The organism is Streptomyces sp. NPDC085927 (assembly GCF_044540975.1).
Lineage (GTDB): Bacteria > Actinomycetota > Actinomycetes > Streptomycetales > Streptomycetaceae > Streptomyces > Streptomyces hirsutus.
Window position 1 is genome coordinate 152,605 of sequence record NZ_JBITSN010000010.1, and the last position, 19,012, is coordinate 171,616.

Here is a 19,012-nt window from a genome sequence, read left to right on the forward strand (position 1 = left end):
GGTGGAAGTGCAATTTCCGCCCGGCTGCGAGATCCCGGCCGAGGAACAGCCGGAGATCGACTGGGTGCTGCACGGCATCGACGAGGGCGACGGGCCCGGCCGTCTGCCCGGTCCGGTACACCGCATGGAGGTCGTCCGGCAGATCTCCGGGGGGCGCAGCGGGGCACAGGTCCTGGAGATCAAGGTCCTCTGTGGCTCTCCGACATCCGAGGTGTGGTACGTGGTGAAACTCCAGAACGCCGACGCCGCCCGGACCGAGTGGCAGGCCTACCGCGACCACATGTCCGAGCTGAAGGCCGCGTACCTCACGGAGGTCGCCGCGGTGAGCCGGTCGCTGTTGGAACCCGGCCGGCCTCCGGCCGGAGAGCGTGCGGCGGTCGTCTACCTGCACGTCAGCGAACGCATGGGGGAGCCGGGGGTCCCGGTGGTCACCCTGGAGCAGCTCGCACGGTCGGCCATGGCGGGGTCCGAGCAAGCGGCACGCCGCGCGGTGCTGCTGGTGGACCGGCTGGTTCGGCGGCTGCGTGCGACGTTGTCCCGCGCGGCACGTCCTCATCCCACCAGTCAACGGCTGGAGCGGTTGAATCCCCGGCTGGGCGCCGACCTGGTCGTGGAGCTGGACGACGACGCCGACCCCGGTGACGCGGTGCGGCAGGTATATCCGGCGGATCTCTTCGCGGCCTCCTGCTCGGCCGGTACGGGCGACGACGATCCCAGTTTCGCCGTCGGGTCCTGGATCTCCGTACCGGTGCGGGAGGTACTGCTGAGGAACGGGGTGCTGTCGGTCCGTCCCTCGGAGGAGACCCGGATCGAGGTGCGTCCGACCGCGGAGGCCATCAGGCGTCTGAAGGTCTCCGACGTACGGGATGACGGCGTGTGCAAGGTGCGGGGCCGGTTGCGGGCCCGGGTCGTGAGCACCCGCATCCTCGGCTACTGGAGTCTCGTACGCGAACTGCTGGGTGACGAGGCCGTGCCGGAGCAGCACGGACTGCGCATCGGCGAGCACTTCGTCGGTCATCCGTTCGCCCGGCTGCGGTCCATCCTCTGCGGTGTCGCGGAAGGATGGGTGACCGCCACGGTCCACGACGACCTCAATCCCCGCAATGTCCTCACCGCCGACGACCGGCACACGCCCCGCGGAGACCTCCAGACCGACGACCAGCCGTACCTCATCGATCACGCGCGGGCCGAGGGGGACCTCCCCCTGCTGGGCGACCCCGCCTGGCTGGAGATCAATCTGCTGCGGAACGTGGTGGCCCCGTCGCTGAGCCGGTCCGAACTGATCCGGCTGAACCGCTGCCTCGCGGTCGCGTGCCTCCTCAGCACCGACGGCGAGAAGGACGGCGGCGGTGCCGAGTCGCCCGTGTGGCCCTTCACCGAGGAGTCGAACGCCTTCCGGGTGGCCTTCCGTCTTCTGTGGCAGGTGCGGGCGGCGGCCCGGGGCGGCTATCCCCCCGAGGGGCGGCAGCCATGGTGGCGTGAGTACCTCGCGCAACTCACCCTCGCCGCCTGCCGGACCCTGAAGTGGCCCCGGCAGGAGCAGCAACCGCACACCGTGGCCGCGGCGCTGATCGCCGCCGGTGTCGCCGGTGAGTTCCTGGCGGGCGAGGGACCCGCCGTACCGGGATGCTTCACTCACTGGCCGTCGACGGCACTGCACGAGCTGGCCACCCGGGTACTTCCCGGGCTGGACCCGGGACACGACGACGAACTGCGGTTGCTGCTGGAGATCGCCTCTGAACTGGACCGGCGACCGGGCGGCCGCACTCACCCCCCGGTACGGCAGGTGGTGCGGGCGGCCTGCGACCGGGCAGTGCGCGTACTGTGCTCCGACGCCGCGGAGCAGCGACTGCGTAGGCTGTCGCGCGGCAGGACGACGTTCATCCCGCTGTACGGATCCGTGTCCGCGGAAACCTCCGCGCCGTCCTTCGAACCACCGGTCAGGACGTTTCCTGAACTGCCGCAGGACGCGCTGCGCCTCGCCGCCGCACACGGGTCGGTGGCTCTGGTCGGCAGGGCGGGCGCCGGGAAGTCGACCTTGCTCAGAGAACTGGAGCATCTGTACGCCTCAGCGGTGACCGGCGAGGCGACGGACCCCGCGCCGGCACCGCGGATGCCGCTGTTCATACACGCCGCGGACCTCGCGGCGGCACTCGGGACACCCGGTGGACACGGCGAGGTCCTGGCCGCCGCCTGCTCCGCCGGCGCCCTGCTCGGGGGATCTGCTTGCGCCCGGCTCCTGGTGCTGCGAGGGCTGCAACTGCTGGTCGACGGCTTGGACGAAGTGCCCCCTCGCCAACGTGCCGACGTGCTGCGGTGGCTGGGGGACCTTCGTGCGAGCCACCGGGACACACCGGTGGTGCTGTGCCAGCGCACATCGGCCTACCCCACGCCCCCGGCGGCCGAATCGCTCCCCGTACCGGTGATCACCCTGCACCCCGTCACGACGGAACAGGCCCGTCGCTACGCGGCCGAACACCTCGCCGAGGCGAGCAGCACGCCGTGGTTCGCGCTGCTCTTCGGCGAGGGGCGTCCGCAGAGCGGGCAGCGGACGGGCGGTACGGGTGAAGGTCTGGTCCCCACCGGGCTGCTGGAGCTGTTGCACACCCCGCTGTTCCTGTGGATGGCGGTGGAGTCCCACGGCTCCGTGAAGACGCCTCCGCGCACAGCCGGTGAGCTGTTCGCCGTCTTCTCCACGTGGTACCTGGCGGAGCGGCACCACCGGCACCGGGCCGACGCGGGCCCGGCGGACTCCAGGTTCGGACCGGATGAAAAACTCGACCTGCTCGAATCGGTCGCCGAACTGCTTGTCGAGCACGGTTCGATGCCCCTCACCCGGATGGAGTCCCGGCTGGCCGGGGTACGCCAGGACTGGCGGGCCGTTCTGGACGAGGTCGTCACCACCCAGTTCCTGGTGGTGACCCACGGGTTCGTGCGGTTCCGGCACGAGTTGTTCCAGGCATACTGCGCGGGCCGGGTCCTGGCCCGGCTGGCCGTGCGGGACGAGGCGGAACTGCTGCGGCGCGTCCTGCGGTTCGAATGGCAGGAGCCCGCACGCATGCTCGTCGGCCTCCCGAACGTCGACCCTGCGGTCCTGGAACGCGTGTGGCAGTGCGCCGCCCACGCGGACGCCCGGTACGCGGCGTGGCTGATGCACGAAGCCCCGACGGTGCCGGCCGGGTTCTCGCAGACGTTCGTCGGGCGGCAGCGGCACATCCTGGCGTCGAGTTCGGCGGCGGTCCGGGACTGGGACCGCGCGGCCGTCGCGCTCACCCTGCTGCGCGCGGACGCCGCCTGGTCGGCGCTGGAGGACGCGGTGTCGTCCGCCGATACTCCTACCGGAGCCGTGGCGGCCTCCCTCCGAGCGATGTGCGCCGCCGTACGCGGCGAGGGAGCCACCGGTGAGGACAGGGCGCGAAGGTCCCTGCGGAGGGCCGTTGTCGCGGTACTGGCCCGTACGGCGCCTGTGGAGGTGGAGGCAGCCGCCGTACGGGCGATCGGGCAGGGGCGGCTGCTCGCGCTGTCCGGCTACCTGACCGAACGCGTCGACGCCGAACGGCCCTGGCCGGTCGTACGGGAGGCCGCCGCCGCGCTCAAGGCGCTCGATGTCGAACTCACCCCCGACGCCCAGAAGGCCCAGGACTCGGCCTGCCGCCGGCGGCTCGCCGCCGCGGACCGGGAAGCTCTGGAGGCCGCGCGTCTGACCGACGGGGCGGCCCTCGCGCGGGAACGCGGGGAGCTGCTGTCCGTCGTGGCGCAGTCGCACGGCCCCGACGCCCTGGAAGTACTGCTGGAGCATCGATTCGACCCCGGGCTGGCCGAGCTGCCGAACTGGTCGGAGCTGTTGTCCACCGCGGCCCGGCATCGCGTCGCCGGCTCCGGCGATCCGCTCGCCGGGCTGCTGCTCACCACCACCGAGGGCGACGGCCGTCTGCGGGCGGTGCGTGCTTTCGCCGAGGGGTCGGACCAAGAGGCGGTCGCCGCCGCGCACCGGCTGCTGTCCGACGGCGAGGTCCCGCCCCGGCATCTGCTGGACCTGGTCACCGCCGAGTCCTCCGGGCCGCGGCTGCTCGCCGCCGCGGCCGTGGTGCTGAGTCTCGCCCCTGCGGAGCTGTCCATGGCCGAGCGACTCGTCAGGGACCTGATCGCTCGGCCCCGGCCCGGGGACCCACGATGGCTCCATGGGCTGGCCGCCCTGATCGGGGCGGTGGGACAGCAGTCGCCCGTGCTGCACGTCCAGCTCTTGCACGCGGCCGCCCACGTCGTGCGGGGACTGGACGCGGCACACGCGATGAGAGGAACGTGGGCCCAGACGTACTACGCCGCGGACGTCGACCACGACGTGCTGGCCACCCTCCTTGAGCGCGACGACGAGGACGGCCACCGACTCGCGCTGGACTATATGAGCGGCATGGATTTCCTGCTCACCGCGGTCGGCCGGCCGCAACGCCTGGTCCTGTCGCAGGAGGCCCGCGCCCGCGTCCTTGCGCACCGCCCGGCGGGCTGGGACGGGTCGGCAGCCGCCGCGAGCGACGCGGTCGCCGACCCGGCCGAAGTGCTGCGGTTCGTCCAGGCCGTGGCCTACGCGGGTGTCCTGGAAGCCGGGCCGTTCGTCGAGGCGGTGGCCCGCTCCGAGCGGGCCGCCCGGGCCCTGGTGACGTTCGGCCACTCGCACCACGGGGTCGTCGAGCTGGCCCTGGCCGCTCATGCCGTCACCGCCGTGGGCTGGTTCGGGCGGCTTGCGGGAGAGCGGCAGCGGCTGGGCGCCATGCGGGAAGCGCGCTCCTGGCTGCGGCAGATGGACACCCGGGGTCACCATCCCAGCCTGGAGCGGGCGCGGCTGGTGGGGCTGGGACTGCTGGGCGACTGGCTGCCGGTGCTGCACGGGCTGACGCCCGAAGACCCCATCCTGCACGAGGCCGCCACGGAGGTGGTGCTGCACTGGCTGCCCGTCCCTTGGGACACGAGCCCACCGGGCGATGCGCAGAGCACGGCGGTCTGGATCACGGACCGCCTCGCATCCGGTGAGGTGACCAGCACCGAGGTCAAGGACGTCCTGACGGGCATGGTCACGGCACTGAGCCGACGGCTGGGCCGGTACATCGACGGCCCGACGGCACAAGGCCACGAGCGGCGGTGGTCGTGGTGAGCGACCGGACAGACGTGCGGGCGGACGGCCCGGAGCCGAGCCGGACAGCGGCCCGTTCGCAGCTTCGGGTGACATCCGAAGTGGTCCACGTGCTGATGGGTGATCCCGTCCTGTCCGACGCGCGGCTCGCGCGCTTCGACGAACTGGGCCATCGCCTCGGGCAACACCTGGTCCTGGGTGTCCTCCAGCCGTCCGTACCGGCCCACACGCGCGTCGTCGCCCTCGTCAGGGCCTGCATGAGGGAGCCGTTCGGGCTGGCCGGCCTCGCGGGAACGCTGCGCCTCATGGGGGCCTCGCCCGAGACGGCGAAGTCCGTGGAGCAACTCGCGGAGGAATGGCAGGCGTTGTCGTTCCACCCTGCCGCCGACTGGGACGGTCTGCGGGATCTGCTCACGGTTGTGGCGCCGCCCGACCTGCCGCGGCTCGTCAACCGGGCGACGCAAGGAAGACTCCCGCCGGGCGAGGGCCCCACCGGCGGCACGGCCTGGCACGCGCTGCTGCATCTGACGACGTTGAACGCACCGCCGTCCGGTCTGCCACCGGCCCTGGCCTTCCTGCTCCTGCTCGTCCACTCCCCGGCCGTCCGCTCGGAACTGGGCCAGGAGCGCCACCGGCGGCTGGAGACCCGGGCGCGTGCCTGGGCCCGGCACAGCGCGCTGGCGGACGAGTACGACCGCCAGGCGGACGAGTACCGCTCCGAGTCCGCCGGGCAGCCGCCCGGCGCGCTGCCCCCGTCGGTCGTCGTACAGCTCGTCCCCGACACCCTGGACCCCGATCGCTACCACCTCACCTGCTGGATGCAGACGGCCCCGGACCACTGGTCGCCCTACCGTCTGACGGAGACAGTGGCCGCCCGCGCGGAGCTGGAGCAGGCGGTCTCCCGGATGCTGGCCGACGCGGAGGAGAAGGCGCTCGGGCACCTGCCCGACGTCACGGTGGAGTTCGTCCTGCCCTGGGAACTGCTCAACTCGCCGGTGGAGCGGTGGGGTGCGGGGACGGTCGTGCCCGGATCCGCTCCCGACGCTCCGGTGCCGAGCCACCCCGTCGTCGTCCGCAGCCTGGACCGGATGCGCGCCCGCCACACGCACCGCCGGTGGCACACCCGCTGGCAGCAACTGTCGAGCGGCGAGGGCCACGTCCTGTGGAGTTCCTCCGATGGCAGGGGCGCCGTCGAGCGGTTGACGGACGCGCTCGTCGACGACCCGGACCTGGTCGCGTGCGTCCTGAGCAGACCGCCAGGCGCCTACGACGGCGATGGGTACGCCGAAGTCCGCGCGGCCCTGTGGCACGGCCTGCCGATCGTGGTGTGGGACCGCCTCGACTGTCAGCGGCCCGGGTTCCGCGCGGCTGCGGAGGAGCTCCTGTCGGGCGGACGGCTGGCCGAACTGCCGCAGCGGCTTGGGCGGTTGCGCCGGGACGGCCGCCTGGACCGGCATGTGGTCGTGCTGTGGGACGACCCGACGCAACAGCCCGACTCAGGTGGAGCCCTCGGTACGCCTTGGAGCACTTGGTGAACACGCAGTCGGCGCAGCCCGAAGGGCTGGACGGCCCCGGAGGCGCCCGGGAGACCGCCCGGCCGTGGGTGATGGCCCGGGCGCTGCGCCGCCCGGCCTGGGTCGCGCCGAACACGTCTACGGCAGCGGCCCTGCTGGTGGAGCGCCGTATAGCCCCGGCGCTTCAGCCGCTGTTGCCCACGCCGCCCGCGGCGAGCGCGGCACTGCGGGACCTCGGCTGGCCGTCCGCGCCGGGCCCGGCCTGGCAGTCGGAGGAACGCCACCCGGCGGATGCGGCCGCCTGGGAGATCACCGTGGTGATCGACGCAAGCCTGTCGATGGAGTTCTGGGGCCCGGTGGTGGAGGAATTCGTCGCGCTGCTGAGGCGGGTGGGACTGTACCGTCAGGCTTCCCTTCCCACCCTCGACACGGAGTCGGTGCCGGCCCGCATCGGCACACCGGCCCCGGACGGCGCGGAGGCGGACGGCACGGCACGGACGGCGCGCCCCGTGCTCTTGCTCACCGACGGGCTGGCCATGGCGTGGCGCACCAGCGCGGTCGTCCCTCAGCTCCATGCCTGGGCTCTGCGGTCCCCGGTCGCCGTCGTTCATCTGCTGCCGGAGAAACTGTGGCCCAGCACCGCGATCGTGCCGCAGCTCCGGGCACTGCGCTCGCCGTCCCCGGGGGCGCCCACCGCTCTGGTCGACTGCGAGGGGGCGGCTCCTGTGACGGTCGCCGTGCCGGTACTGGCCCTGCACGAGAACCACTTGCACCGCTGGGCGAAGTTCATCGCCCGGGGCCCCGAGGGCTGGAGCCATCTGCCCACCATCCTGGTGTCCGCGGACGATTCCGGATCCGCCGCTGCCGAGCCCAGCGACCCCGCGCCGCAGCCACCCGGCCGCACGGCCGCCACGGCCCAGGACCTGCTCCGGGACTTCGGATCGGCTTCGCCGGAGGCCAAGACGCTGGCCACCCGGCTGTCCGGAGTGCCGCTGAATCTGCCGGTGATGCACCGGATGCAGTACCGGCTGCTGCCGGGGACGGCGCCGGACCTGCTGTCGGAGATCTTCATCGCGGGTCTCCTGGTGCCCGTGGTGCACCGTGCCGAGATCCGCAGCCACGACCGTGTGACGTTCGAGTTCCAGGACGGCGTACGGGAGTTACTGCTCGCGTCCTTGAACAAAGCGACGACCGCCGACGTCTTCGAGGACGCCGTCCACTTCCTGGAACAGGAGCTGGGGGTCCGGGAAGTCCAGGGCTGGGACCGGCTGTTGAGGAACCCCCAGGCTCTGGCGTCCGGCCCGGTGACGGAGCACTCCGAGCCGTTCCTGCGGGTGCAACTCGCCGTACTCAAAGCATTGTCCGGCCCGTACGACGCTCACGCCCGCCGTTTGGAGAGGACGTTGACGCAATCAGTACGGGCCGAAGGCACCGAACGGTCCGGGCCGGCGTAATCCTCCGCCATCGGTGGCCCATGACCGGTCTGTTCGGGAAGGATGGAGGTCCGTGAACCTCCGCCGAGGCGGCGGAAGCGGATGCGCGACGACGTCGCCGGCAGGGGAGGAACCCGTGACCGTACCCATCTCAGGCAACAGCGCCACCCGTGAGTGGCGAGTCTTCCGCGGCGACGGGGTCCCCCGCCCGGACGGAGCCGCGGCGCTGCCGCCCGCGCCACCGTGGCGGACCTTCCACGGCGGCCCGCCGCTGCCGCCGCCGCGTCACGAGGAACGCGAGACGGACCGCAGGCTGGGCGCGTTCGCCCACATCATGCCTTTGGACCAAGCGACGTTGGACGTTGTCAACGCGGCACTCTGCCTGCGCCGGCCCCTGCTGGTCACCGGCCCGCCGGGCTCCGGCAAGTCGACCCTGGCGTACCAGATCGCCCACGAACTGCGGCTCGGCCGGGTGCTGTACTGGCCCATCAGCAGCCGTACCACCCTCCAGCAGGGCCTGTACGCCTACGACGCCATCGGTCGCGTGCAGGACACCGCCGTCCTGCGGACGTCCACGAAGCCGGCGGGCACCACGACAGCGCCGACCGATACTCCCGGTCATCTCACCGAACCGCACTCCATCGGCGACTACATCGTCCTCGGCCCCTTGGGTACCGCGCTCCTCCCCCGCGAGCGGCCTCGTGTCCTCCTCGTCGACGAGCTGGACAAGAGCGACATGGACCTGCCCAACGACCTGCTGAGTGTTTTCGAGGAGGGCGCGTACGCCATCCCCGAGCTGGTCCGGGCACGCGAGCGGGAGGTGTCGGTGCTGACCGAGGACGCCCACGTCAGGGCTCCGGTCGTGGAAGGGCGGGTGCAGTGCCGGGAGTTTCCCGTCGTGGTCGTCACCAGCAACGGCGAGCGGGAGTTCCCTCCGGCGTTCCTGCGGCGCTGTCTGCGGCTCGCACTGCCCGTCCCCGGTCCCGAAGCACTGGCCGCCATGGTGGCGGCCCACTTCTCCGCCGAGGTGGCCGAGGAGGCCCGGGACATCATCGCGACCTTCCATCAACGCAGCGTCGACGGTGGCAGTCTTGCCATCGACCAGCTGCTCAACGCCGTCCATCTCATGACCCAGGCCGGGCCGCGGCCGCAGAGCGGTCACTGGGACGAGCTGATGACCGCGGTCTGGCGGCGGCTCAATGACTACTGACCGATACCCGCGCCGGGGCTGACGGCCCCGGCGGTCGCGGAGCGCCCTTGATGACCGGATCCACACAGCCCGGGAGGCACACGGTGGACGAACAGCAGCCCGTGTACCCGGACGGCCTGACGGCCACGGAGATCGCCGATCTCCTGTGGCTGGCATCGCTGACGGGACCCGGGCCGGGTACGGCCGCGAACGGCTCCGACGTCGGCGCCGCCCTCCCGGACATGCCCGAAAGGCCGCCACCGGCGCCCTCCCCCACCGGGGAACGCCTCCCGGACGGCGTACCCGACGCCCCTCCGCCGCCCAGGCAGGACGTCCAGGCGCGCGCGACCTCCGCAGTCCTGCCCCCGGCGTCCCACCCGAGCGGCACGACCGCTGACGGGGCCGGGGGCGGGACGCGGCGGACGCTCGCCGACCCGCGGGCACTGGAACGGGCGCTGCGCCCTCTGCGCGGGCGGGGATCCGCCCGTACGACGATGCTGCTGGACGAGGAGGCGACCGCCGAGCATGCCGTCGAGGGCGGCCTGTGGCTGCCTGTCCTGCGCCCCGCGTACGACCGGGCCTGGACGGAGGTGGTGCTGATCGTGGACGACAGCCCGTCCATGGTCCTGTGGCAGGAGACGGTCAGGGAGTTCACCGACTTGCTCTCCCGCGTCGGCGTCTTCCGGTCCGTGCGCACGGTTCGGCTCAGCACGGGTCCCGAGGGCGACGGGCCCGTCCCAGGCGGCACGCCCGCGGTACCGAGACTGCGCTCACGTGCTCGTGACCTCCCACTGGAGGCCCTGAGTTCACCGGCGCGCAGCAGGCTCATCCTGGTCCTGACCGACGGACTCGGCCCCGCCTGGCTCGCGGGCACCGTGACGCCCCTGCTGCACCACCTCGGCCGGTCGCAGGTGCTGGCCGTCCTCCATGTGATGCCGTCCCGGCTCTGGCACCTCACCGGGGTGACCACCACTCCGGCGCGCCTGCGCGCCGACGCCGCACCCGCGAGCAACGCAGCCCTGTACTGGTCCGAGGACGGCGGGCGACCACCGGACCGGCCGGACGCCGGACGGTCCGGGCAGCCGCCGGTCCCGGTTCCGGTGCTGGAGGTCAACGGCCGCTGGCTGCACCGCTGGGCCCGGCTGACGGCGGGCAGGAGCGTCACCGCCACGCAGTCGCTGCCGGTGCTCGCGGCGACCCATGAGGTGCCTGCGGTCCCGCTCGGGCCCGCCCCTTTCCCCGTCACGGGCACGGACATCGTCCGCCGCGCCCGGACCGTCCTGTCGCCGGCCGCGTTCCAACTGGCCGTCCGTCTCGCCGCGGTGCCGCTGACTCTCCCGATCGTCCGGCAGATCCAGCACGAGATGGTCCCGGACTCGGGACCGGAGCACCTGGGCGAAATACTGGCCGGTGGCCTGCTGCGGTACGTACCGGAACCGGTTGAACGCACCGCCGACGCGGGCCCGACCCGCCTTTCCTTCGACTTCAAGCCGGGCGTAAGGGAGGAACTGCTCGCCCACGGCACCTACCGGGACACCGCACAGGTCGTGCGCAAGGTCAGCCGCTCCCTGCCCGCCGAACAGTGGAGCGACGGGCAGCGCTTCCTGATCGAGGCGCTCGACGGCCGGGAGCCACCGGTACCCGAGATCACCGACGGCAACCGGGACTCGATCCTGCTCGCGGCGACGGTGCTGAGGGCCCTGTCGGGGCCCCACCGTGCCACGGCACGGCGCACCGAGGCCGCCCTCCGGACGAGGCCGGACTTCATGAACCGCGACGAGGAGTCGCACCACACGACGGCCGCGCCGGACCGACCGGCCTTGGGATCCGACGTCCACACCCTGGACGCGCCGGAGCCGTCCGCCACCGCCTCCCCTCGGTCCGAGTCCCGCCTCGCATCCACAATCTGGGGCGAAGTACCGCCCCGCAACGTGCATTTCACCGGCAGGCAGCACCTCCTGGAGACCCTGCACGGCCTGCTGGCCCCCGACCGGCCGACGGAGACGGTCCATGTGCTGACGGGCCTGGGCGGCGTGGGCAAGACCCAACTCGCCGTCGAGTACGTCTACCGGTACCACACCGATTACGACCTCGTCTGGTGGATCCGGGCCGCGCAGCCTGCGACGATGGTCTCCGGATTCCACGACCTGGCCCAGGCGCTCGGCCTGCTGGCCACCCCCGACGGCCCCCGCCACGACGCGGTGCCTGCCGTACGGGAAGCTCTGCGCGCCGGTGATATACGGAAACGGTGGCTGCTGGTCTTCGACAACGCCGAGTCGGTCGAAGAGGTCCGCCCCTTCTTCCCCCTCGGCGGCCCGGGAGCCGTGCTGGTCACCGCGCGCTCCTCGCAGTGGGCCCATGTAGCCCGGACGCTGGAGGTCGACGTGTTCAGTCGGGAGGAGAGCATGGCGTTGGTGCGCCGCCGCAACCCCCGCCTCGGCGAGGACGAGGCCGACGCTCTGGCCGAGGCACTGGGTGATCTTCCCCTCGCCTTGGAGCAGGCGTCCGTCTGGCTGCTGGACACCGGGATGCCGGTGAGCGAGTACCTCGGGCTGTTCAACCAGCAACTCCTGGCGCTCCTGGACGAGGCGCCGCCGTACGACTACGCGCACGGTGTGAGCGCGGCGTGGAACCTCAGCCTGGACCGGTTGCGGAACGAGAACCCCACGGCCGTGGAACTGCTCCACACCCTGGCCTGGTTGGCTCCCGAACCGGTCCCCACGTCGGTGTTCCACCACTACGACGGCGCGTGCCCGACGGCGGGCAACCCCCTGGCGGTCTCCCGCGCCATCCGCGCAATCAACCGCCATGCGCTGGCCCGTATCGACCACCGCACCGCGACCATCCAACTGCACCGCCTGCTGAGTCACGTGTTGCGCGATTCCATGCCGGACAGCGACCGCGACAGCTCCCGCCGGAGGGCCCGGTCACTCGCCGCCTCCCTCCCGCCGAGCCATTCCCGCACCGCCCACCTGCTCGCCTGCCGAGCCGCGGAGTCCCGGCACCCCGCCGTGCGGTCCGCGCTCCTGGAGCAGTTGCGATGGCTGGCGGCACAGGGCCTGACCGGCGAGGAGTGCCGCCTGGCCAAAACGGTGCGCGAGGGCTGGTCGCGCACCGGAGCGGTGACCGCAGCGGAGTTGGCCGAGTTGACACGCCACCTTCCGTAACAGAGCAGGAGCCGCACCCATCCGTACACGACTGCCCTGGCTCCGATGATCCCGGCCCGATGTCACGGGTCACGCAGGTTTCAACGCCTGTTCCCGCGCAGTTTCAACGGCACGTTCGGCAGGACCGGAGTAGGCAGGGGTTCCCCTTCGTGCTCCTTGGCCTCTCCGGATCTGCGCCGCTCCCCGCCTGCCTCTGCAGGTCAAGGGCGGTGCCGGCAGCGCACGACCCTTCGCATGTTCGGCCAGATGCTTCAGGACTCTCGCTGACCCGTTACCGGCTTTCCTGATGAACGCCCAGGTCAAGACCGGATTGCCCCATGTTCTCGGTTCCGATCACAAGGAGGTGGTGCAAGGCAGGCGTCTGCTCATCCTTCAGCTCGTACTTCTGCCCGCCAGGGCATCGAGCAGCGCGACGGCTTCACCACGGCACAACACCTCGTGGAAGCGCTCGTTGCGAAAGGTTCGCAGGCATGCGTAGCAGCTGCTCTCCGGGCCGCGCTCGCATCCGCCCACGCGGCGAATGCGGCCTCGACGACCGGTTCGAGGTGCTCTCCGATCCGGATCGCGTTTCCTGCCCCGTCCGGCGTGGTGTCGAAGAGCACCAGCGAAGGCAGGCCATCGGTTCCCGTGCGGACCGTGCCGTCGATGTCGTCCCGGCCGATCTCCAGGTGGGTGGCCGCGCCTTCCAGCAGTGCGTGGAGACCGGACCGCAGGGTTTCCCGCGTCGCGCAGAGTGCGGTGAGCGGGTCGAGGCGGATCTGGAGGAAGTCCGTCTGGTACCGGTGGGCGAGGGACACGACCCGCAGCGGGCCGGTGCACTGCGCGTCCTTCAGGAGATGAGGGTGTCCCGCACGCTGGGACGCCCCGCGGGCGTGCGGACGGCCCCAGCCGCACCGGTCGCAGATTTCGTACCCGGCACCGCCCGGCCCCTCCGAGACGACGACCATCTCGCCCCGGGCTCCCGCCGGCCAGGTCGTGGTGTGTCCGGAGGTGAAGACGGTGGTCCCCTCGTGGACGTCCGCGGTGTCGGTGGACATGTGGCCGTCGCCGTACCAGGAGCGGCGCGGCGGGGTCTGCCCCGGTCGACGCTGAGGTCCGCGCGCGGCGAGACAGCAGGCACCGCCGCCGCCGGTGACGGCGTCGTCGGTTTCGCCGTGAGCGCCCGCGTCACCGGTCTCTGCTTCTCCCCCGCTCATGGGGACGAGGCCTGGGGCGTTCCCGTCTCCGCCGGGGCCGGCGGAGAACTCCTCGGCCTCGGGGTGCGCGCCCTGGCCCCGGTGGCCGTCTGGTCGCCTTCAGCTCGGGCGGTGGCACGATCGGCGCGTACGAGCTGCCGGCCCGGGGCCGGGCACCCGTCGTCCTCGTCCGCGTCCTACCGAGGGCGATATGCCATCGCGGCGAGCCGGGCGTACTGTCCACATATGGGTGATGTTCGGGGTGGCCGTCGTGGTGCGGCCCTGCCGGAGCCGGTCGGACACGACAGCCGCCACCGTCGTTCAGCGCGCCGGCAGACGACGGAACGGACACGGCACCGCCGGCAGATCACCCACGGCGCACCGCAGGACGCGGCCGACAGCCGGAAGCCGGCGCACTCGGCGCCACCGGCCCGGCAGCGGGTCTGGTGGCGGGTCTGGGCGAGACGGCCGCAGTTCGGGGCGCGTTCCGGCACCGGGGGTGGGGCGGCCGGGGTTCGCTTCCGGTGGGCACGGGGTTCCCGACGGCTGCCGCTCGACGCGGCCGGGCCGACCTCTCTGCTGCTGCGGGTTCGGGTGGACGGCTGATGGACGCCGCGATGGCTGCCGTGGTGCGGGAGACCGGTGCGTTCGGGGGGCTGCTGTATGTGCTGTCCCCGGGTGACAACGCTCTGTGGCTGGTCATCGTGGCGGGGACACCTCCCGAGTTCACGGCCCCGTGGCGGCGGATCACGCTGTCCGACCCGATGCCGGTGGCGGACGCCGTGCGCGAGCGGCGCCTGGTGTGGATCAGCGGTCAGGAGGAGATGGCGCGCCGTTACCCGCGGCCGGCGCTCGTGCTGCCGTACGACTTCGCACTGTCGGCCGCTCCGGTCACTTCCGGGGCGGCGCTTCAGGGCGGGCTGGTGCTGCTGTGGCCCGGGGCCCACCCACCGCAGCTGAGTCCGCACGAGCGTGGCGCCATCGAGACGGGCTGCCACCACCTGGGCGACCTCCTGCGACAGGCCTCGGACCGCGGCGATCCGCTTCTGCCCTCCGGCCGGCCGCGGACCCTGCCCCCGCCGGCCGGGCGCATCCCCTCCCCTGCCGAGGCGGCAGCGGTCACGGCCTTCATCGACCGCCTGCCCGGAGGGTCCTGCGCACTGGACACGGAGGGCCGCATCACCTTCATCACTCCGGCCGCCGCCGAGCTCGTCGGTGCCGATCAGGCCGACCTGGTGGGTGCCCTGCCCTGGGAAGCGCTGCCGTGGATGGACGTCCCCCAGGTGGAGGACCGCTACCGGGCCGCGATGGTCAGCCGCCGGCCACAGGCGTTCACCGTCCTGCGCCCCCCGGACGCGTGGCTGTCCTTCGAGCTGTACCCGGACCCCTCCGGCATCAGCGTCCGCATCATCGGCACCGACCCGTCCGGGGGTGTTCCCGCATCGCCGGCCGCGGGCCCCAGCCGCGCCGTCCTGCTGTACCACCTGATGCATCTGGCCGCCACCCTCACCGAGGCCGTCGGCGTGCGGGACGTGGTCGAGCAGAGCGCCGACCAGCTACTGCCCGCTCTGGGCGCACAGGCCATGGTGCTGATGACGGCCGAGGGCGGCCGCCTGAAGATCCACGGCCACCGCGGCTACCACGCCGACATCGTGGACCGCTTCGACTCCATCCCCCTGAGCTCGGACATCCCCGGCAGTGAGGTCCTCACCACCGGAGTCCCGGACTTCTTCGCGACCTTCGCGGAACTCCGGCGCGCCTACCCGTCCACCGTGCACGAGGACGGAATGGCCTCCTGGGCCTTTCTGCCGCTGATCGCATCCGGCCGCCCCATCGGCTCCCTCCTCCTCGCCTACAGCCGGTCCCATGCCTTCCCGCCCGGCGAGCGCGCCGTTCTCACGTCGCTGGCCGGTCTGGTCGGGCAGGCCCTGGACCGCGCCCGTCTCTACGACGCCAAACACCACCTCGTCCACCGCCTGCAGTCCGCCCTCCTGCCGCACACGCTCCCCCACGTCCCCGGTCTGAAGGTCGCCGCCCGCTACCTGCCGGCTGCTCGGGGCCTGGGCATCGGCGGCGACTTCTACGACCTCATCCGTCTCGACGAGCGAACGGTCGGCGCCACCATCGGCGACGTACAGGGGCACAACGTGGACGCCGCGGCCCTCATGGGGCAGGTCCGCACCGCCGTCCACGCCCACGCCACCGTGGGCGCGTCCCCCGAGGACGTCCTGGCCGGCACCAACCGCCTGCTGACCGACCTCGACCCCGGCCTGTTCACCAGCTGCCTCTACGTCCGCCTCGACCTCGCCACCCACCGCGTGTGCCTGGCCACCGCCGGCCATCCGCCGCCCCTCCTGCGCCATGCCGACGGACGCACCGAACTCCTCCCGGTTCCGCCCGGTCTCCTGCTCGGTATAGAGACGGACACCCGCTACCCGGCCCTGGAGGTCCCCCTGCCGCCGGGCTGTGTGCTCGCCCTCTACACCGACGGGCTCGTCGAAGCCCCCGGAGCCGACATCGACGACGCCACCGCGGCCCTCGCCGGGCTTCTCGAACACGCCGACCCCACCGACCTCGGCGCCATGGCCGACCTCCTCATCCGCCACGCCCCCACTCCCGGCGACGACATCGCCCTGCTCCTCCTCAGCCCCCAGTGAATGAACGGATTCCCTGCCCCGGCTCCCGCCCGAGCCCGCTCACGCTCCTCACCGGGTGGCGTCAGCTACGCCCGGGTCACCCGGATGCCGTCGTCCTTACGCGGACCGGCGGGATCGCTGCTCGTTCCATGTCCCGCCCCCTTCCCTTTCGCGTGCGGTGGGCGGCACCGTCACACAGCGGCCGGTTCGTACGTCCAGCGCAGCAGGGCACCGAGGCCACCTGCCGGAATGTCCTCACCGTCGTCCCCGTCCGAGGGCGGAACGATCAGTACGTCGGCGGCGGTGGCGGCTGCCGCCCGCAGCAGCGCGTCGTCGGCGCGCACGGACGTCGGATCGCCCTCGCCGAGGGTCTGCGCGTCGCTCCGGCGCACCGCCACCTGGTCGGGGTTCCCGCCCACCCATGTCTCGCGGGCCAGATCCGCCCCGTCGGGCCGGACGAGCAGCGTGTCGATGCGGTGCTCCCGGGCGGCTTCCACCAGGGCCGGGACGCCTTCCACCGCGTCCGTGGGCCGGTCGGTGCCCACCCGTCCGGCGCGGAAGCGGTCGAGCGCCTCCTCGACGCGGCGACGGGCGTACTGCTGCCGGGCCTGTTCGATGGCCTCTTCCAGCACGGCGGAGGAGGAGCCGGCGGCGCGGCCGCCGTGCTCGGTCTCCACCGTGACCCGGCGGACGGCCTCGGGGAGCCTCTCCTGCACGGCGGGCCGTTCACGGGGGTCGCCGACCAGGACGACCAGGTCGGCGCCGGACTCCTCGTACGCCGAGCCGAGCGCGTCGGCGATCTCGACGGCGTTGTGTTCCCAGGTGTTCTCGACCTTGAGCTGGAAGTGCCGCTCGGACCAGTCGGCCGAGGCCGTACGGTGAACCGGCCGCTGCCGCCCCTCGATCTGCCCGGCGTCCTGCGCACCGGCCGCCCCGCGCAGTTCGAAGTCGGCGCCGGTCCGGTCGATGTACGCCACGAGGCAGACCGGGTCCTGGCCGCACAGCTCCAGCAGGGGCGTCAGACGGGGCAGAGGGGCCCAGCTGGCGATCTGCCGCTGCGGAGGCCGGGAGAGGCGACGGCTGAGCACCACGTCCCCTCCGGCGGCGAAGACCACTCGTCCCGCCGGGTCCTCGGCGGGGCCGATGTTCGTCAGGGCCTCGCGCATCGCCTGGGTGGTCGCCGCGTCAGCGCCTTCCTCCTCCAGCGTCCGGCACGCTTCCCGTACGGACAGCTCGCGTCGTTTGGCTCCCGCCTCGTCGTTCTGGGCGGGGTCGAAGTAGACGGTGGCCCACGGACCGGGACGGTCGAACAGTGGCTCCAAAAATGACAGATGCACGCTTTCTCCCTCATTCGTCCTGATTCCCGGCTGAGTACCCGGAGGACGGGAAGGAACACGCGGCGGGCGCCCTTCGAGCGCGGGGCGCGGGCGTGGCCGGTACCGGCAGATCGTGTCCAGGGCCTGGCGCCCGGCGCTTGGTCCCTGGCCGCGAGGTGAGCCTTTCCCCGACGGGTCGTGCGGACGTGGCGCCGGCGGGGAGATCACAGCGGCGGACGACGCTTATGGCGGTCTCCGGCGGGCACGCGGTAGTGGTTCCCGAAGGTCGGGACCACGAACGGAAGGAGATGTCGTGTCGTTTCTCTGGGCCATCGTCGCGGGGCTCATCATCGGTCTGCTCGCCAAGCTCGTCATTCCCGGGCGCCAGCCCATCCCCCTGTGGCTGACCGTTCTCCTGGGCATCGTCGGCGCCGTCGCCGGCAACGCACTCGCCAGCGCCGTCGGCGTGCGCGACACCGGCGGCATCGACTGGATCCGCCATATCTTCCAGATCGGCATCGCGGCCGTCCTCATCGCCTTCGTCACCCCCGTGTGGACCCGGCGACACGCCTGACACCTCAGTTGAGGCTCGTCCATCGACAGTTGGGCACGGCCAGTGCCGTGCCCAGCTGCCGGTCGACGGGGAACCAGGTCCGTTGACGTGAGGGTTTACTTCGCCTCGGAGCCCAGGACGGAAGTATCGCAGCCGTAGACTTCGCGGCCCTTTTCGGCGAGATTCTGCCGAGGTTCCTGCCGATCGGCCCGAGGCCGATCACCAGATGCATGACGAGCTTCTTTGTGACGCGGGATCAGCCCCGGCTGCCGGCGGGGCCTATTCGACGTCGTCGCGCTCGGCGAGCACCTTTTTGACGAGTGTCAGGGCATTCAGGCTCTTCGGATAGCCGACGTAGGGAATCAGGTGGATGATCGCCCCGACCACCTGGTCCTTCGTGAGGCCGACGTTGAAGCCTGTGTTGATGTGCAACTCGAGCTGCGGTTCGGTGCCGAAGGCCGTCAGTCCCGCAATGGTGACCAGGGCCTGCTGCTTCTTGTCCAGGGCCGTCCGGGAATAGATGTCACCGAACGGGAACTCGACGATCAGGTTCGGCAGGTCGGGCGCGAGTTCCTCGTAGTACTCGATGAGCTTCGTGTGCGACGAGATATCGGGGTTTTCCTTGGGCTGGTACTCCATCATCTTTTCCATTGCCTTCTGGAAACGCTCGGACGCCATGGAGACTCCTTCGTGTGGGCGGAGGGAGCCTGCTGCATCCCCCGGGAGCGGCGGCGCCGCACGAGATCGATTCGGTACGCCTGCGCAGCGTAATGGAGGTCTGCCCGGCGATCCGTGTCATCGTGTCCCGGCGTGTTCATGGACTCGGTGCCGAAAAGGAACACGGCAGGAGAGCCCGGCACGGCGGCGCGGGGCGCGGGCCGAATACGCCCTCGTCCGGTGC

At 72.0% G+C, this 19,012-nt stretch carries 10 protein-coding genes; 7 read left to right on the forward strand and 3 right to left on the reverse strand.

The window, feature by feature from the left end:
• Positions 1-7: 7 nt before the first annotated feature.
• From ACIF80_RS25145 to fxsT, 5 genes are all read left to right on the forward strand, one after another.
• A complete protein-coding gene (locus ACIF80_RS25145) occupies positions 8-5,149 on the forward strand; it encodes a hypothetical protein (protein WP_399808573.1) in 5,142 nt (1,713 codons plus the stop codon).
• Positions 5,150-5,217: 68 nt separating this feature from the next.
• On the forward strand, positions 5,218-6,663 hold the full coding sequence (locus ACIF80_RS25150; protein ID WP_399808576.1) for a hypothetical protein: 1,446 nt from the start codon (positions 5,218-5,220) through the stop codon (positions 6,661-6,663).
• Positions 6,660-8,096, forward strand: coding sequence for an SAV_2336 N-terminal domain-related protein (locus ACIF80_RS25155; RefSeq protein ID WP_399808578.1), 1,437 nt, complete (start codon positions 6,660-6,662; stop codon positions 8,094-8,096). The genes ACIF80_RS25150 and ACIF80_RS25155 overlap by 4 nt, the downstream gene beginning before the upstream one ends.
• Positions 8,097-8,211: 115 nt before the next feature.
• On the forward strand, positions 8,212-9,285 hold the full coding sequence (locus tag ACIF80_RS25160; protein ID WP_399808581.1) for an AAA family ATPase: 1,074 nt from the start codon (positions 8,212-8,214) through the stop codon (positions 9,283-9,285).
• A 50-nt stretch (positions 9,286-9,335) separates the two neighbouring features.
• The gene (gene fxsT / locus ACIF80_RS25165; RefSeq protein ID WP_399808584.1) at positions 9,336-12,431 is read left to right on the forward strand and encodes an FxSxx-COOH system tetratricopeptide repeat protein; all 3,096 of its coding nucleotides are present in this window, start codon (positions 9,336-9,338) and stop codon (positions 12,429-12,431) included.
• A gap of 365 nt (positions 12,432-12,796) precedes the next feature.
• Here fxsT and ACIF80_RS25170 read toward each other — a convergent pair whose 3' ends face one another.
• The gene (locus ACIF80_RS25170; RefSeq protein ID WP_399808587.1) at positions 12,797-13,627 is read right to left on the reverse strand and encodes a DUF1998 domain-containing protein; all 831 of its coding nucleotides are present in this window, start codon (positions 13,625-13,627) and stop codon (positions 12,797-12,799) included.
• Positions 13,628-14,211: 584 nt separating this feature from the next.
• Here ACIF80_RS25170 and ACIF80_RS25175 point away from each other — a divergent pair.
• Entirely contained in the window at positions 14,212-16,263 is a 2,052-nt protein-coding gene (locus ACIF80_RS25175; protein ID WP_399808588.1) for a SpoIIE family protein phosphatase, read from the forward strand.
• A gap of 170 nt (positions 16,264-16,433) precedes the next feature.
• On the opposite strand, the gene ACIF80_RS25180 is transcribed toward ACIF80_RS25175, so the two are convergent.
• Positions 16,434-17,579 (reverse strand): Vms1/Ankzf1 family peptidyl-tRNA hydrolase, encoded by a 1,146-nt coding sequence (locus ACIF80_RS25180; protein WP_399808590.1) that lies wholly within the window; start codon positions 17,577-17,579, stop codon positions 16,434-16,436.
• Positions 17,580-17,871: 292 nt separating this feature from the next.
• Here ACIF80_RS25180 and ACIF80_RS25185 point away from each other — a divergent pair, with 292 nt between their 5' ends.
• Complete coding sequence (locus tag ACIF80_RS25185) at positions 17,872-18,132, forward strand: GlsB/YeaQ/YmgE family stress response membrane protein (RefSeq protein WP_399808593.1); 261 nt, start codon at positions 17,872-17,874, stop codon at positions 18,130-18,132.
• A gap of 258 nt (positions 18,133-18,390) precedes the next feature.
• Here ACIF80_RS25185 and ACIF80_RS25190 read toward each other — a convergent pair whose 3' ends face one another.
• Positions 18,391-18,789, reverse strand: a complete 399-nt coding sequence (locus ACIF80_RS25190; protein WP_399808596.1) for a carboxymuconolactone decarboxylase family protein — start codon at positions 18,787-18,789, stop codon at positions 18,391-18,393.
• Between the last annotated feature and the right edge of the window lie 223 nt (positions 18,790-19,012).

What these genes read in the sequence shown, in the direction of transcription:
- fxsT (WP_399808584.1), top strand. Translation starts at nt 9,336, where the DNA reads ATGACCGGATCCACACAGCCCGGGAGGCACACGGTGGACGAACAGCAG.
- ACIF80_RS25170 (WP_399808587.1), bottom strand. Translation starts at nt 13,627, where the DNA reads ATGAGCGGGGGAGAAGCAGAGACCGGTGACGCGGGCGCTCACGGCGAA.
- ACIF80_RS25175 (WP_399808588.1), top strand. Translation starts at nt 14,212, where the DNA reads ATGGACGCCGCGATGGCTGCCGTGGTGCGGGAGACCGGTGCGTTCGGG.
- ACIF80_RS25190 (WP_399808596.1), bottom strand. Translation starts at nt 18,789, where the DNA reads ATGGCGTCCGAGCGTTTCCAGAAGGCAATGGAAAAGATGATGGAGTAC.